The following is a 13,925-nucleotide window of genomic DNA, read 5'->3' as shown; positions in this document are numbered from 1 at the left end:
GTGTAGGTCCAGCCTGCCACCATCGAACCGCGTAGGCTCGCGACGAGCCAGCGTCAGTACATCGATACGGGAGTCCTGGATGCGTTTCAACCCTCCGCCCAACTGGCCGCCTGCGCCGCCCGGCTGGGCGCCGGACGCGAACTGGGCGCCGGATCCGTCGTGGCCGCCTCCGCCGCCCGGCTGGCCGTTGTGGGTGGACGACTTCGGTCAGGGCGCAGCTCCGGGTGGCGCCCCGCTGCCGTATCCGCCCTACGGTGCGCCGTGGCCGATGCCGGCGCCCGAGCAGGGCTCGCGCAAGCGGCTGTGGCTCTCGCTGGCCGCGGCCGCGACGGCGGTCGTGGTCGGCCTAGGGCTGATGGTGGGCTTGGGTGGGCGCTTCACCGCGGCGGAGAAACCGTCCCGGAAGCCGGACATCACCGAGCTGACCTCGGACATGCTCGTCGAGCGCGCATCCTTCCCGGACCCCTCCGGCGGCAAGTGGATCAGCGGCGTCAACAGCGCCGGCGACAGCCCCTCGGAGATGCCGAATCTGACCGTTGACCCCCCGGAATGCGCTGACCTCTACTCGAGTCCCAGTTCCGCCACCCAGACGGCGACGGCCACGTTGGCCAAGCTGCAACCCGGTGGCCTGCACTCGATGAGGGTTCGGCTGGCCCTGACGCCGGACCGCCCGGACCTCAAGGCGTTCGTGGACAAATGCCAGTCGTTCAAGCAGACCTTCGAGTCCGGTGGGCGCAGCGTCACCACTGATATCCAGCTCAGCCCGTTGGAGGCCGAGGGGGTGCCGTCGTGGGCGGTCGCGACGGTGATCACCAGTTCCAGCAAGGCGGCCATCCGGCTGCCGATCGCGATCACCGCCTCCACGATCTCCGGCTACTACCGCGGCGTGCTCGTCGTTGCCAGCAGCAATGACATCGGGCTCCGAACCGGCGATGACGAGTCGGCGGATGCCACCCACGCCGATGAGCTGGTGCAACTTTTCAACACCCAGATCGAGAAGCTCGAGGCTGCGCAGTAGCCGGCCCGGCGACCGTCGGCGCTTCCCGCGAGTGGGAATCCGGCGACAGGTTTGTCGGCGGGTCGGTCGTCACATTCCCGCACGGCGCGGGGGCTCGCCGGGATCACGACCACCGCTGCTGACCACCGCGGCGGTCGCAGCCAGCACGGCGACCGAGACCAGGGCAGCCAGCTGCACGCCCGCGGAATGTCCGGCGTAGCCGTCCACCGATCGCCACGGGTGCCGGCACAACACCGCACCGGCCAGGATCAGCCCGCCGGAGCTCAAACCGAGCCGGGTCGCGTCGAACGCGCGCTGCCGATGGCGCAGCGCGAACATCGCGATCAGCGCCGCCCCGAACACGACGGCGCCGGCGGCACCGGCGATCAGGGTGCCGACCGTGAGCACGGCGATCCCCAGCTGTCCGCGGCTGGGCTGCCAGGGCCGCGCCGGCGGGCCGGGGCTGCGGATCCGCCGTGCCGGCCAACAGGCCAGCAGGGCCAGCATTGGCAGTAGGGCCAGCCCGCCGGCCATTCCCAGGCGGTACATCCGGTTGGGGCCGAACCTCAACGTGATCGTGCCGTCCGTACCGGCGGGCACCACCCAGCCCTGCTGCCAACCGTTGACCGCGACCGGGACCAGTCGGCTGCCGTCGGGTGTGCGTGCCACCCAGCCGCGGTTGATGCTCTCCGGAACGACCAACACCCGGGTCGCCGACGCGTCGGAGACCGTCACCTCGCGCCGGGCGGGGCTCCAGGTGCCGACGACGGCGGGTGTCGTCGCGGTTCCGACCCCATCGCGGGTTGCCAGCGGCCCGGACAGCGTGGCGCTGTCGACGACGAACGCCGAACCCGGGCTGATCAGCAGTTCCTGTGCCCCGGGGGGCAGCGCGATCGGTCGCTGATCGCAGGGCTGGGCGCGTACCGGCTCGTCATCGAGCAAGGCGCCCACGGTGGTGGTGATCGAGGTGTGCACGAACCGGCCGGCGATCGCGACGATCGGGCCGTGGCCGCAGTCGACGGTGACCCGGCGCGCCCGGTTGCGGGCGGGGTCTGCGGGGGCGATCGGGCGGCCGTCGGCGCCGAGCACGCTGACCTCGGCCAGCCCGGGTGGTTTGAGCTGGTCGAAGCCGATCGCGGTGCGGTCGATCACGTCCTGCCACTCCAGCAGACTGATCGAGACGGTGTCGGTCACCCGCGGCTGCAGCCCTACCCGCTGTTCGTCGGAGTCCGCCAGTTCCCGGACCTGCGGGCCCGAGCCGAGGTCGATGGCCACCAGCGTGGGCCGCGCCGGCAACGGGGACCTACTGGCGGCGAACCGCAATCCGGCCACCTCGACCGGGCGCGGCAACGTGATGGTCAGGGTCGGCGGGGAGCGGTGGGCGACCACTCGCTGCGACGCGGTCCAGGCGGTGCCCGGATCACCGTCCGCGGCGGCGTATGCCGACCCGAGCACGTCGAGCACGTCGGCGTCACCGCGGGCCCTTGCCGCGCCCGGCTCGGCGATCAGGTCGACCAGGTGGGGGCCCTGACGTGGCCGCACCCATACCGTCGGGGTCACCGAGATGGGCTGCGGCACGTTCAGGGTTCGGCTGAAGGTGGCGGGTTCCTCGGGCTCCAGCATCATCGATGCCGCGCAGCGGACGGCGCCCGACGCCGCGGCACAGCCGGCCCGGCCGGGCAGGCCCGCCCCGAGATCCCATTGCGACACTCGCGCACCCGCCGGTGGGGCCGGCACGAGCGCGGTGTGGCGCAGGTCGACGGGATGCGCGTAACCCGAGGCGTCGTACTGGGTGACCGACAGGTCGGTGATACCGAACTGCACGCCGGGGGAACCGTCTTCGGTTCCCGACGCGGTGATCCGCACCCACGGCGTCTCGCCGTAGGGCAGTGCGGCGGTCAGCGGCTCGCCGGCGTGGTCGAACCGCAGTGTGGTGGTGCCGTTGACGGTGGAGATCTGGATCCGCCGTACCTGCGCGCCGACGGCCGTCGCGCTGGGTGTCACGGTGATGGTGCCGTTGGTCAACGGGTGGTCGAAGTCGATCTGCAGCCATTGGCCGACCGCCGACTGCAGCGCGTTGGAAACCCAGGCGGTGCCCGAGTCGCCGTCGATGGCGGCGGCCGGGGACGTCGACGGCGCCACGTCGGGCAGCGCGGTGGCGTCCGAGGACGAGCTGGACGCGGTGATCCGGCCGCCGATCCAGCCGCCGAACACCGTGGCGGCGCCGGGCGTCGGATAGTCCGGCACCCGGCTGTGGGTGTGGCGGGCGTCGCCGGCGGCCCGCAGCGTCGATGAGTGGTCGTCGACGCGGCCGTAGTCGGTCTCGCGGGCCAGCGGCGTGTCGGTGACGGTGATCCCACCGTTTCGCGGGGCACCGAGCCCGGCGCGGCGCGCGTCGGCCGTCATCAGTACCGGACCCAGCACCGGCTCGCCGCGCATCCGGCGATGCTCGTCGAGCCGCAGCAGCACCTCCGGGCCGCCCGCGACGCGCCGCATCGCATCGAGGTCGGCCAGATACGGTGCGCCCGGGTTCGCTCCGGCTGCCGGGTCGCCGACCCGGTAGATCTCGATCGCCGGATAGGCGGGGCGCAATCCGCTGTCGGAGACGAATCCGGGCACCGTGCCCGACCCGACCGGGTTGCCGAACTGGGCCACCCGGTGCAGCCCCGGCGAGCCGTCGACGGCGCGGTGAACCAGCAGCGGCCGGGCCGACCGCGAGGTGTCGGGGTCGAGGTCGTTGCGCAGTACTAGATAGGAAATGCCTTGGCGGGCAAGGGTGTCGGCCAGCCCGGCCGAGGGGCGGCCGGCGGCGAAGAGCCGCTGCACCGAGTCCAGCGCCCGGATGGTCTGCGGCGGGGTCAGCGGAATGGAGTCGCGCACTCCCCAGGGACCCCCCGCTGTCTCACTGAGCACCTGCAGCGGCTCGTCGTGACTGGTGCCCCAGGTCTGGGTGGCGAACGGAGCCCCCGGTACCACCAACACCCGGCCCGGCGTCGGGCCGCCGGTGTTGTGTTCGCCGAGCCAGGCGGCGGCGTCGCGCCAGTACTGCGGCAGATCCTGAAATGTCCCCGGTGGAGTGAGCCGGCCGGTCCAGGCCAGCGACGTGCTGACCATCAGCGCGGTCAGCACCACCAGGCCGACCGCCGCCGCCTTGTGGTGTTCGGGGTGAACGTAGGCACGCCGCCACACCGCTGCCGGTGCGCTGCCCGGCAGCGGTATACGGCCCAGCAGATAGGTGACTCCGAGCACCAGCGGGAGCCGGATCACCGACTCGAGTTTGTGCACGTTGCGCAGCGGGGCGCCGTCGGCGTCGAGGAAGGTCTGCACGGCGTGTGCCAGCGGCGAACCCAGCCCGCCCGCGTAGCCCACCGCCAGCAGCGTCACCCCGATCAGCAGCATGGTGATCAGCCGCCCGGCGCCGGGTAGTCGCCGGCGCAGCATGCCGGTCAGCCCGGCCAGCCCAGCGGCAGCGACTAGGCAGGTGCCCAGGATCAGCACCGGGCGGGTGACCAGCGGTGCGCCGGCCGTCGCGTTCGGCGCGACGAAGGGCGTCCAGCTGTGGGTGCCGCGCAGTATCTCGGTCAGCGACGTCCACCGGGTGGTCACCCCGGCAGATTCGATGAAGTCCAGGAACGGCGGACTGACCCGGCCCAGCAACAGCAGGGCGACCAGCCACCAGGTCACCGCCAGCGCCAGCGCCAGCAGCCACCAGCCGGTGAAGGACCACCAGCGTCGGTTCGGGCGGTGACACAGCCACCAGATGATCGCCGGCAGGCAACCGGCCAGTGTCGCGACGGCGTTGACCGCGCCCATCAGTGCCACCGCCACGCCGGCTTGGCCGGCCAGCGCTCGCACCGGGCGTCCCGGCGTCTCGCTACCCGGCGCGCCCAACGCGCGTATCACCGGCAGCAGTACCCACGGGGCCAGCATCATCGGCAGCGTTTCCGATGAGATCGAGCCCATGGTGGTCAACACCCGCGGCGACAGCGCGAATGCGGCTGCGCCGATCAGCCGTGCCGTGGGGGTGCCGAGCCGCAACGTCTCGGCCACCCGCAGCAGACCCCAGAAACCCACCGTGAGCAGCAGCGCCCACCAGAGTCGCTGAATGATCCAGCCGGGCAGCCCCACGAAGTCACCGAGCAGGAAGAAGGCGCCGTGCGGGAAGAGGTAGCCGTAGGCCTGGTTCTGCACCTGACCGAACGGCAGTTCGCTGCTCCACAGGTTGACCGCGCGGGTCAGGAACCGCAGCGGATCGGCGGTCAGGTCCAGTTTGGTGTCCGGGGAGATTCGGCCGGGAGCCTGGATGAAACTGCAGGCCAACGCGACTGCGCCGACCAGCCACAGCCAGCGCCGCGACAACATTGTCACACCCTGCAACTCCGTCTGCGGACGGCCGGAAGTCGACGGCGTCCGCAGGTCAGCCGCGGTTGCCGTATTCCACCCTGTTCAGCACCGAGGACTGTGGGTCGCCCCCGGCGATCTGCGGCTTGGTGTCCTGTTGCACCATCAAGGTCACGCCGAAGACGGCCGCCGCGCCGAGCAGCACCCCGACGACAATGCTGATGGCCGCCGGTACCACGAACCGAGGCATGGTCTGGCTCCTTCCGCAGTCCCGCGACGTGATCTCGGGGCACCAACAACACCGCCCCCGGTGACCCCCGCCCGCCAACGTAGCACGCGCCGCATAAACACATGCGGTTCAGCGATCCTCGGCGAAGAAGAGGTGACGCTGGGGCCGCCGCATCAGCCCCGATGTTCCGGCCGTGACAGCATGGTGCGATGCCTGCATCGCTGACTCGACACCTGCCCGGTCTGCTGTTGGCGGCCGCGTTGCTGCCGGCGCTGACGACCGCCTGCTCCCACCGCACCGAGACACCCGCGCCGTCGACACCGGCGGAGTCGACGGACACCTCGACGGCCGCCGCGCCGGTTGACCCGGCCTGCAAGCAGTTGGCGGCTCTGCCGATCCGCGACAAGCTCGCGCAGCTGGTGATGGTCGGCGTCCGTGACGCGGCCGACGCGCGCGCGGTGGTCACCGACCATCATGTCGGCGGCATCTTCATCGGCAGCTGGACCGAGCTGTCGATGCTGACCGACGGTTCGCTGACCGAGATCAAGGAAGACCAGGCCGCCGCCGGTCCGCTGCCGCTGGCGGTCAGTGTCGACGAAGAGGGCGGCCGGGTGGCGCGGCTGTCCTCGCTGATCGGGTCCTCGCCGTCGGCCAAGGAGCTGGCGGCTACCCACAGCGCCGCGCAGGTGCGCGAGCTGGCGGCCGAGCGCGGCCGCAAGATGGCCGACCTGGGCATCACCATCGACTTCGCGCCCGTGGTCGACGTGGTCGCCGCCGGCACCGACGACGACACCGTGATCGGCGACCGCTCGTTCGGCTCGGACCCGGCCAAGGTGACCGAGTACGCCGGGGCGTACGCGCAGGGACTGCGTGACGCCGGGCTGCTGCCGGTGCTCAAACACTTCCCCGGCCACGGCCACGGCTCCGGTGACTCGCACACCGCCGGGGCGGTGGCCACGCCACCGCTGGCGCAGCTACAGGACAACGACCTGGTGCCCTATCGCACGCTGGTCACCCAGGCGCCGGTGGCGGTGATGATGGGACACCTGGAGGTGCCCGGCCTGACCGAGGACCCGGCCAGCCTGAGTCCCGCCGCGGTCAGCCTGTTGCGCGCCGGCACCGACTATCACGGCCCGGCGTTCTCCGGGCTGGTATTCACCGACGATCTGTCGTCGATGGCCGCCATCACCGAACACTACGGCGTCGCCGATGCGGTGTTGCGAAGCCTGCAGGCCGGCGTGGACATCGCGCTGTGGGTCACCACCGACGAGGTGCCGGCGGTGTTGGACCGGCTGGAGCAGGCGGTGGCGGCGGGCGAGTTGAAGCGTGAGGCGATCGATGCCTCGTTGGCGCGGTTGGCGGCGGTCAAGAAACCGGGAACGCACTGCCACGGCTGATACCGCCACCGCCGGACGCGAAGTTACTCTTCGGTAAGATCGTGCGGCAGAAGGTACGCGGAAGGAACCCCGAGGCGATGGCAGCTGGCAGTAAGCGGTTACCGCGGGCTGTGCGCGAACAGCAGATGCTCGACGCCGCGGTGCAGATGTTCTCGATCAACGGCTATCACGAGACCTCGATGGACTCGATCGCGGCGGCGGCCCAGATCTCCAAGCCGATGCTCTACCTGTACTACGGCTCCAAGGAGGAACTCTTCGGGGCGTGTCTGGACCGTGAGCTGGCGCGCTTCGTCGAGACGGTGCGCACCAGCATCGACTTCCAGCAGAGCCCGAAAGACCTGTTGCGGAACACGATCCGGTCGTTCCTGCACTACATCGACACCAACAGGGCGTCTTGGATCGTGATGTATTCGCAGGCCACCAGTTCGCAGGCGTTCGCCCACACCGTGCGGGAGGGGCGCGAGCGGATCGTCGAGCTGGTCGGCCGGCTGTTGCGGGCCGGCACCCGCAACCCCGAGCCCGGCGTCGACTTCGACATGATGGCGGTCGCACTGGTCGGCGCCGGCGAGGCGATCGCCAGCCGGGTCAGCACGGGCGACACCGACGTCGACGAGGCGGGCGAGCTGATGATCGACCTGTTCTGGCGCGGCCTCAAGGAGGCGCCCGGCGGCCGTGACGGCGCCGAGAGCGCCGCCGCGGGATAGCCCGGCCCGTCAGGCCGCGAAGAGCTCCTGGAACTCGGCGGTGATCTCCGAAACCGCCTGCTTGATCACGATGAATTCGAATCCGAGGGCGATGCTGCCAACCCGAACAGGCCGGCGATCGGCATGCCGAGCGCGTTGAGGATGTCTCCGGAACCGAGTTCTTGTGCGAACAGATTGGCGGCGTAGGCCGGAGCCGTGGTGAGCAAGGCGTTGACGAGATCCGCAGTCGGAAGCTGGTCTGCGGTCGGCTGTCGGTCGGCGGCAACGCCAGCAGATCACGCATCACCATGGTCGAATGGTGGCTGGAGCAACATATCTACGGACTCGTGGTTACCTCCGCCGAAGCGCTGGCCGCGCCCACACCGGGTTTCTCTGCGCGGGCCTACATGGACACGGTGATGGTGGTGGTCCGCGGGTTGGTGATGTCGATCCCGGTGTGGGGTATCGATGTCGTGAGCGCACGCTGGCAGGTCAGCAAGGCCAACCTGCTGCGGGCGGCCGGCCTCGCTGCCGAGATCGGCTGATCCGGCAAAGTGCCGGCTACAGTGCCCGCACCGCGCCGGTCAGATACGGATAGCCCTTGGCGATGTTGCGCAGCGACAGATCCCAGCCGCCCTCGACCCGGTCGACGTAGAGCCCCGGGCCGGCCGGCAGCAGCATCGGCTTGCCGAACCGCACCGTGTAGTCCACCGCGTCCGGCAGCGTCCCTTCGATATTCGCCAGAACCGCTGCTGCGGAGAACATTCCGTGGGCGATCACCGTCGGGAAGCCGAACAGCTTGGCGCCGATCGAGCTGGTGTGGATCGGATTGTGGTCACCGCCGGCGGAGGCGTAGCGGCGGATCTGACCGGGCGTGACCCGCAGCACCACGTTCGGCGGTCCCAGCTTGGGTTGTTTGGCCGGCGGCGGCTTGGGCTCATCGGACAGGCTGGTGCGCTGTTGATGCAGGAAGGTGGTCACCTGATGCCAGGCCAGGTCGTTGCCGACGTGGAGGTCGGTGACGATATCAACGAGCAGGCCCTTGCGATGTTCGCGCAGGTTCTCCGCGTGCACCTCGACGTCGACGGTGTCGGTGACCGCAATCGGCCGGTACTGGGTAATCCGGTTCTCGGTGTGCACCGAGCCCATTGCGGCGAACGGGAAATCGAACCCCGTCACCAGCGACATCACCGTGGGGAAGGTCAGCGCGAACGGGTAGGTGACCGGGACGTGGTTGCCGTAGCGCAACCCGGTGACGGCGGCGTACTCGGCGACGTGGCCGGCGTCGATGGCCAGGTCGTCGACCCGCAACGTCCGGTCCGGCAGGGCGCCGGACCGCGGAATGAACGGCAGCGCTCCGGCGACCGCGCGCAACATGTTCTTGGCGCCACTGGGTTGCGTCACGTCAGGCCCCCAGCATGGCTTGGCCGCAGACCCGGATGGTGTTGCCGGTCACCGCGTTTGACGCCGGGCTGGCGAAGTAGCCGATCAGCTCGGCGACATCGACGGGCTGGCCGCCCTGGAACAGCGAGTTCAGCCGGCGGCCCACCTCCCGGGTGGCCAACGGGATCGCCGCGGTCATCTCGGTCTCGATGAACCCCGGCGCGACGGCGTTGATCGTGATGCCCTTGTCCGCCAGCACCGGCGCCAGCGCATCGGTGAGCCCGATCATGCCGGCCTTGGTGGCCGCGTAGTTGGTCTGGCCGCGGTTGCCGGCGATGCCGGCCATCGATGACAGCCCGATCACTCTGCCGCCCTTACCGATACTGCCGCGCGACACCAGGCCTTCGGTAAGACGTTGCGGTGCAAGTAGGTTGACCGCCAGCACCGCGTTCCAGCGGGCGTCGTCCATGTTGGCCAGCAGCTTGTCGCGGGTGATACCGGCGTTGTTGACCAAGATGTCGGCGTTGCCGTCGTAGTGCTCTTTGAGGTGTGCGGCGATCTGGTCGACCGCGTCGTCGGCTGTGACGTCCAGTGCCAGCGCGGTGCCGTCCACCCGGGCGGCCGTTGCGTTGAGGGCCTCGGCCGCGCCTGGCACGTCGATCGCCACCACCTTGGCGCCGTCGCGGGCGAACACCTCGGCGATGGTGGCGCCGATGCCACGCGCGGCGCCGGTGATGATCGCCACCTTCCCCTCCAGCGGGCGGTCCCAGTCGGCTGGCGCGGTGGCGTCATCGGCGCCGACGTAGAACACCTGCCCGTCGACGTAGGCCGAGCGGCCCGACAGGATGAATCGCATCGTCGATTCCAGGCCGGTGGCGCCCGGCTTGGCTTCCGGCGACAGGTACACCAGCTGCACGGTGGCGCCGCGTTGCAGCTCCTTGCCGAGCGAGCGGGTGAAGCCTTCCAGCGCCCGCTGGGCGATCCGCTCGTCGACGCTGCCGGTCGCCTCCGGCGTGGTGCCCACCACGACGAGCCGGCCGCAGCGGCCCACGTTGCGCAGCAGCGGCGTAAAGAAGTCGTGCAGCTCGGTCAGCCCCGCCGGTGAGTTGATGCCGGTGGCGTCGAAGACCAGCCCGCCGAACGAGTCGGCCCAGCGGCCACCGAGGTTGTCGCCGACCACCTCGTAGTCGCCGGCCAGCGCGGTGCGCAACGGTTCGACGACCCGGCCGGACCCGCCGATCAGCAGCGGCCCGGCCAGCGGTGGCTCGCCAACCCGGTAGCGGCGCAGCGTCTCGGCCTGGGGAACACCCAGTTGTTTGGACAGGAATGATCCCGGGGCGGAGTTCAGGATCTGGGACAACAGGTCGGTCGGGAGTTTGGGGGCCAGTTTAGGGGCCATCGTGCTGCCTTCCATGTGGGGACGTGCCTGGTGCAGGCCACGGTGTCGACAACGAACTTACTCCAGAGTAAGAATACTGGGTAGTATCACCCCGATCGTCCCGCCGGTGCGGGGCGCCCGACCACCAGACGGAGAGATCGTGGCACCTGGATCTGCTGCTAAGCCCACCCCCGCCGAGCCCGGCGCGCGTCGCCGCGTCGCCGTCCTCGGTGGTAACCGCATCCCGTTCGCACGCTCCGACGGCGCCTACGCCAGCGCGTCCAACCAGGATATGTTCACCGCGGCACTGGGCGGCCTGGTCGACCGGTTCGGCTTGGCCGGCGAGAAGTTGGATGCCGTGATCGGCGGCGCGGTGCTCAAGCACAGCCGGGACTTCAACCTGATCCGGGAATCCGTGCTCGGCTCGGCGCTGTCGCCCTACACGCCGGCCTTTGACCTGCAGCAGGCGTGCGGCACCGGATTGCAGGCGGCCATCTGCGCTGCCGACGGTATCGCCGCCGGCCGTTACGAGGTGGCAGCCGCGGGCGGGGTGGACACCACCTCGGATGCGCCGCTGGAGGTAGGCAACGAGCTGCGCCGCACGCTGCTGGCGCTGCGCCGGTCCAAGTCGAACCTGGCGCGTCTGAAGCTGGTCGGCAAGCTGCCGGCCACCCTGGGTGTGGAGATCCCGGCCAACAAAGAAGCCCGCACCGGGCTTTCCATGGGTGAACACCAGGCGGTCACCACCAAGCAGATGGGGATCAAGCGGGTCGACCAGGATGAGCTGGCCGCGGCCAGCCACCGCAACATGGCCGCCGCCTACGACCGCGGCTTCTTCGACGACCTGGTCACCCCGTTTCAGGGCCTCTACCGCGACAACAACCTGCGGCCCGAGTCGAGCCCGGAGAAGTTGGCGACCCTCAAGCCGGTGTTCGGCGCGAAAGCCGGCGACGCCACCATGACCGCGGGCAATTCCACACCGCTGACCGACGGCGCGTCGGTGGCGCTGCTGGCCAGCGAGCAGTGGGCGGCCGCGCACAAGCTGACCCCGCTGGCGTACTTCGTCGACTCCGAGACGGCCGCCGTGGATTACGTCACCGGCCCGGACGGGCTGCTGATGGCGCCGACCTACGCGGTGCCGCGGCTGTTGGCCCGCAACGGACTGACGTTGCAGGACTTCGATTTCTACGAGATCCACGAGGCGTTCGCCTCGACGGTGCTGTGCCACTTGGCGGCGTGGGAGTCCGAGGATTACTGCAAGCAACGGCTGGGACTGGACGCCGCGCTGGGCGCGATCGATCGGTCCAAGCTCAACGTCAACGGCTCGTCGCTGGCAGCCGGGCACCCGTTCGCGGCCACCGGTGGGCGGATCGTGGCGCAGGCGGCCAAACAGATCGCCGAGGCCAAGGCGGCGAAGAAAGGCGCCTCGAAGAACAAGCCGGTACGGGCGCTGATCTCGATCTGCGCCGCGGGCGGTCAGGGCGTGGCCGCCATCTTGGAGGGCTAGCGCCCGCGGCGGCGACCAGACCGCCGACCACCAGGTTTGTGCCCGGGTGCCCGCGGGTAGTCAGCAGCACGGTTCGCTCCGCGCGGGCGTCCGGCCCACGGCATCGCGGAGCAACCTGCGTCTTGGCCCGCCGCTGGACTGAGGGGATCCAGCGGCGGCCAACTCATCCCGGCTAACCGCGCCGGCTTCGGGCCGCGCCGATCGCTCGGTCCCACAGCAGTAGTGCTCCGGCTTTCAGCTGGCTCGGTGTCGCCAGATCCTTGGCCATCAGCGCGCTCGCCGCGGCCTTGGTCTTCGCCGACGCCTTCGACATGTGCCCGGAGTCGAACGGCGGCTGCGGGTCGTATTCCAGCGACAGCTGGATGACCTTCGCGCGGTGCTCGCCGCCGATCCGTCCGGCCAGCCACAGTCCGAGGTCGATGCCGGCCGAGACTCCCGCACAGGTGACGATGTCGCCGGAGACCACGATGCGTTCGTCTGCGATCGGGGTGACCCCGAACGCCTTGAGGGCGGGCAGCGCCATCCAGTGGGAGGTGGCTCGCTTGCCGGAGAGCAGCCCGGCGGCCGCCAGGATGATCGACCCGGAGCACACCGATGCCGTCCAGGTGGCCGTGGAATGTGCGCGCCGCACCCACGCCAGCAGCTTCTCGTCGCGGGCGTGTTCGGTGGTAGTCATGCCGCCGGGTACCAGAATGACGTCGGGGGAGGGGGTTTCGTCGAACGAATGGGTGGCCGCGACGACGAGCACGCCGGAGTCGGCGGTGATCGGCCCGGGCTCGTGCCACAGAAACCGCACCCGGGCATCGGGCAGCCAGCGCAACACCTCATAGGGTCCGATGAAGTCCAGTGCCGTGAAGCCGGGATACAACACGATGGCGATCTGCATGGGTGTTCCTCTCAGGCGAAGGTCTTGCGGTAGTGGTCCGGTGAGATGCCGAGCCGGCGGATGAAGGTGCGGCGCAGGGTTTCTGCGGTGCCGAAGCCGCAGCGGCCCGCTATCGCGACGACGGTGTCGTCGGTTTCCTCGAGTTGTCGGCGTGCTGCCTCGGTGCGCACTTGTTCCACATAGGCGCCGGGCGCGATTCCGACCTCGTCGGTGAACACCCGGGTGAAGTGTCGGGGGCTCATGGCAGCGCGGGCGGCGAGTTCGGGAATCCGGTGCGGCCCACCGGGTTCGGACTCGATCAGCTCTTGCACGTCGCGGATCGGCGCGCGGCGGGCCCGTGGCAGCCAGGCCGGCGCCGCGAACTGAGACTGCCCGCCGGGTCTGCGCAGGTAGATCACCAGCCAGCGGGCCACCGTTTGGGCCACCTCGGTTCCGTGATCCTCTTCGATCAGCGCCAACGCCAGATCGATTCCGGCGGTGACCCCGGCCGCGGTCCACACCGACGCTGAGCTGCGCACGAAGATGGGTTCGGGATCGACGGTGACCGCTGGGAATTCGTGCGCCAGGGCGTCGGCGAACGCCCAGTGCGTGGTCGCGCGGCAGTCGTTCAGCAGGCCCGCCTGCGCGGCCAGGAACGCGCCGGTGCACACGCTGACCACCCGTCGGCAATGGGCGGCGGCGGTGCGGATCCACGCCACGGTCGCCGGGTCGGCCCGCGCCGCGTCGACACCCGCGCCGCCGGGCAGCACCACCGTGTCGAGACCCGATGTGGGCTCGGGCAGCGCGGTCGTGGCGATGGCTGGTCCGCTGCTGGTGGCGATCGCCGTACCGTCGACGCTTGCCACGCTGACGGCGTACCGGTCGGCGCGACCCTCGCCCAGCAGTGCCAGCGACGCGGCGGCGAACACCTCCGACGGGCCGAACACGTCCAGCGCCTGGACGCCGGGGTAGCCGAGGACGACGACGTTGCGGGTCACGCCATCAGTGTCAGTCGTAGAACCCATGGCGTCTACGCCACACGTCCCACAGATCAGGACACGCGATTTCTCGCCGGGCAGACGCGTAAGCCCCCATTTCGCCCCTGATTTGGGGGCTTTCACGTCTGCTCGCCCGTTCTGGGCCCG

12 protein-coding genes are annotated in these 13,925 nt (G+C 70.2%); 5 read left to right on the top strand and 7 right to left on the bottom strand.

Annotation, left to right across the window (positions count from 1 at the left end):
• Positions 1 to 79: 79 nt before the first annotated feature.
• Positions 80 to 1,018 (top strand): hypothetical protein, encoded by a 939-nt coding sequence (locus G6N19_RS07980; RefSeq protein ID WP_041316739.1) that lies wholly within the window; start codon positions 80 to 82, stop codon positions 1,016 to 1,018.
• Positions 1,019 to 1,087: 69 nt separating this feature from the next.
• On the opposite strand, the gene G6N19_RS07975 is transcribed toward G6N19_RS07980, so the two are convergent.
• Entirely contained in the window at positions 1,088 to 5,359 is a 4,272-nt protein-coding gene (locus tag G6N19_RS07975) for an alpha-(1->3)-arabinofuranosyltransferase domain-containing protein (protein WP_041316742.1), read from the bottom strand.
• Between the two features lie 55 nt (positions 5,360 to 5,414).
• Complete coding sequence (locus G6N19_RS07970) at positions 5,415 to 5,588, bottom strand: DUF2613 domain-containing protein (RefSeq protein ID WP_013827163.1); 174 nt, start codon at positions 5,586 to 5,588, stop codon at positions 5,415 to 5,417.
• A 188-nt stretch (positions 5,589 to 5,776) separates the two neighbouring features.
• On the opposite strand from G6N19_RS07970, the gene G6N19_RS07965 reads away from it, so the two are divergent.
• Positions 5,777 to 6,964, top strand: a complete 1,188-nt coding sequence (locus tag G6N19_RS07965) for a glycoside hydrolase family 3 N-terminal domain-containing protein (protein WP_193466118.1) — start codon at positions 5,777 to 5,779, stop codon at positions 6,962 to 6,964.
• A gap of 77 nt (positions 6,965 to 7,041) precedes the next feature.
• Positions 7,042 to 7,668 carry a TetR/AcrR family transcriptional regulator gene (locus tag G6N19_RS07960; protein ID WP_041316745.1) on the top strand — a complete coding sequence of 209 codons (627 nt, stop codon included), beginning with the start codon at positions 7,042 to 7,044 and terminating at the stop codon, positions 7,666 to 7,668.
• A gap of 65 nt (positions 7,669 to 7,733) precedes the next feature.
• Here G6N19_RS07960 and G6N19_RS07955 read toward each other — a convergent pair whose 3' ends face one another.
• The gene (locus tag G6N19_RS07955) at positions 7,734 to 7,874 is read right to left on the bottom strand and encodes a hypothetical protein (protein WP_013827166.1); all 141 of its coding nucleotides are present in this window, start codon (positions 7,872 to 7,874) and stop codon (positions 7,734 to 7,736) included.
• Positions 7,875 to 7,994: 120 nt separating this feature from the next.
• On the opposite strand from G6N19_RS07955, the gene G6N19_RS07950 reads away from it, so the two are divergent.
• Positions 7,995 to 8,192, top strand: coding sequence for a hypothetical protein (locus tag G6N19_RS07950; RefSeq protein ID WP_133054404.1), 198 nt, complete (start codon positions 7,995 to 7,997; stop codon positions 8,190 to 8,192).
• A 16-nt stretch (positions 8,193 to 8,208) separates the two neighbouring features.
• Here the strand turns inward: G6N19_RS07950 and G6N19_RS07945 are convergent, their stop codons facing one another.
• A complete protein-coding gene (locus tag G6N19_RS07945; protein WP_013827168.1) occupies positions 8,209 to 9,051 on the bottom strand; it encodes a MaoC/PaaZ C-terminal domain-containing protein in 843 nt (280 codons plus the stop codon).
• A gap of 1 nt (position 9,052) precedes the next feature.
• On the bottom strand, positions 9,053 to 10,417 hold the full coding sequence (locus G6N19_RS07940) for a 3-oxoacyl-ACP reductase (RefSeq protein ID WP_041319374.1): 1,365 nt from the start codon (positions 10,415 to 10,417) through the stop codon (positions 9,053 to 9,055).
• A 151-nt stretch (positions 10,418 to 10,568) separates the two neighbouring features.
• Between G6N19_RS07940 and G6N19_RS07935 the strand changes: the two genes are divergently transcribed.
• The gene (locus tag G6N19_RS07935; RefSeq protein WP_013827170.1) at positions 10,569 to 11,915 is read left to right on the top strand and encodes an acetyl-CoA C-acetyltransferase; all 1,347 of its coding nucleotides are present in this window, start codon (positions 10,569 to 10,571) and stop codon (positions 11,913 to 11,915) included.
• A 172-nt stretch (positions 11,916 to 12,087) separates the two neighbouring features.
• On the opposite strand, the gene G6N19_RS07930 is transcribed toward G6N19_RS07935, so the two are convergent.
• Positions 12,088 to 12,801 (bottom strand): DJ-1/PfpI family protein, encoded by a 714-nt coding sequence (locus tag G6N19_RS07930; RefSeq protein WP_013827171.1) that lies wholly within the window; start codon positions 12,799 to 12,801, stop codon positions 12,088 to 12,090.
• Between the two features lie 11 nt (positions 12,802 to 12,812).
• Positions 12,813 to 13,778: a GlxA family transcriptional regulator gene (locus G6N19_RS07925; protein ID WP_193466337.1), complete on the bottom strand. Its 966-nt coding sequence runs from the start codon at positions 13,776 to 13,778 to the stop codon at positions 12,813 to 12,815.
• Between the last annotated feature and the right edge of the window lie 147 nt (positions 13,779 to 13,925).

Source organism: Mycobacterium novum (genome assembly GCF_010726505.1).
Lineage (GTDB): Bacteria > Actinomycetota > Actinomycetes > Mycobacteriales > Mycobacteriaceae > Mycobacterium > Mycobacterium algericum.
Note: the sequence above shows the minus strand (reverse complement) of the source record. Positions and strands in the feature narration are given on the sequence as shown.

Coding starts and splice junctions, on each gene's coding strand:
- G6N19_RS07930 (WP_013827171.1), bottom strand. CDS start 12,801: ATGCAGATCGCCATCGTGTTGTATCCCGGCTTCACGGCACTGGACTTC.
- G6N19_RS07970 (WP_013827163.1), bottom strand. CDS start 5,588: ATGCCTCGGTTCGTGGTACCGGCGGCCATCAGCATTGTCGTCGGGGTG.
- G6N19_RS07965 (WP_193466118.1), top strand. CDS start 5,777: ATGCCTGCATCGCTGACTCGACACCTGCCCGGTCTGCTGTTGGCGGCC.
- G6N19_RS07960 (WP_041316745.1), top strand. CDS start 7,042: ATGGCAGCTGGCAGTAAGCGGTTACCGCGGGCTGTGCGCGAACAGCAG.
- G6N19_RS07980 (WP_041316739.1), top strand. CDS start 80: ATGCGTTTCAACCCTCCGCCCAACTGGCCGCCTGCGCCGCCCGGCTGG.
- G6N19_RS07975 (WP_041316742.1), bottom strand. CDS start 5,359: ATGTTGTCGCGGCGCTGGCTGTGGCTGGTCGGCGCAGTCGCGTTGGCC.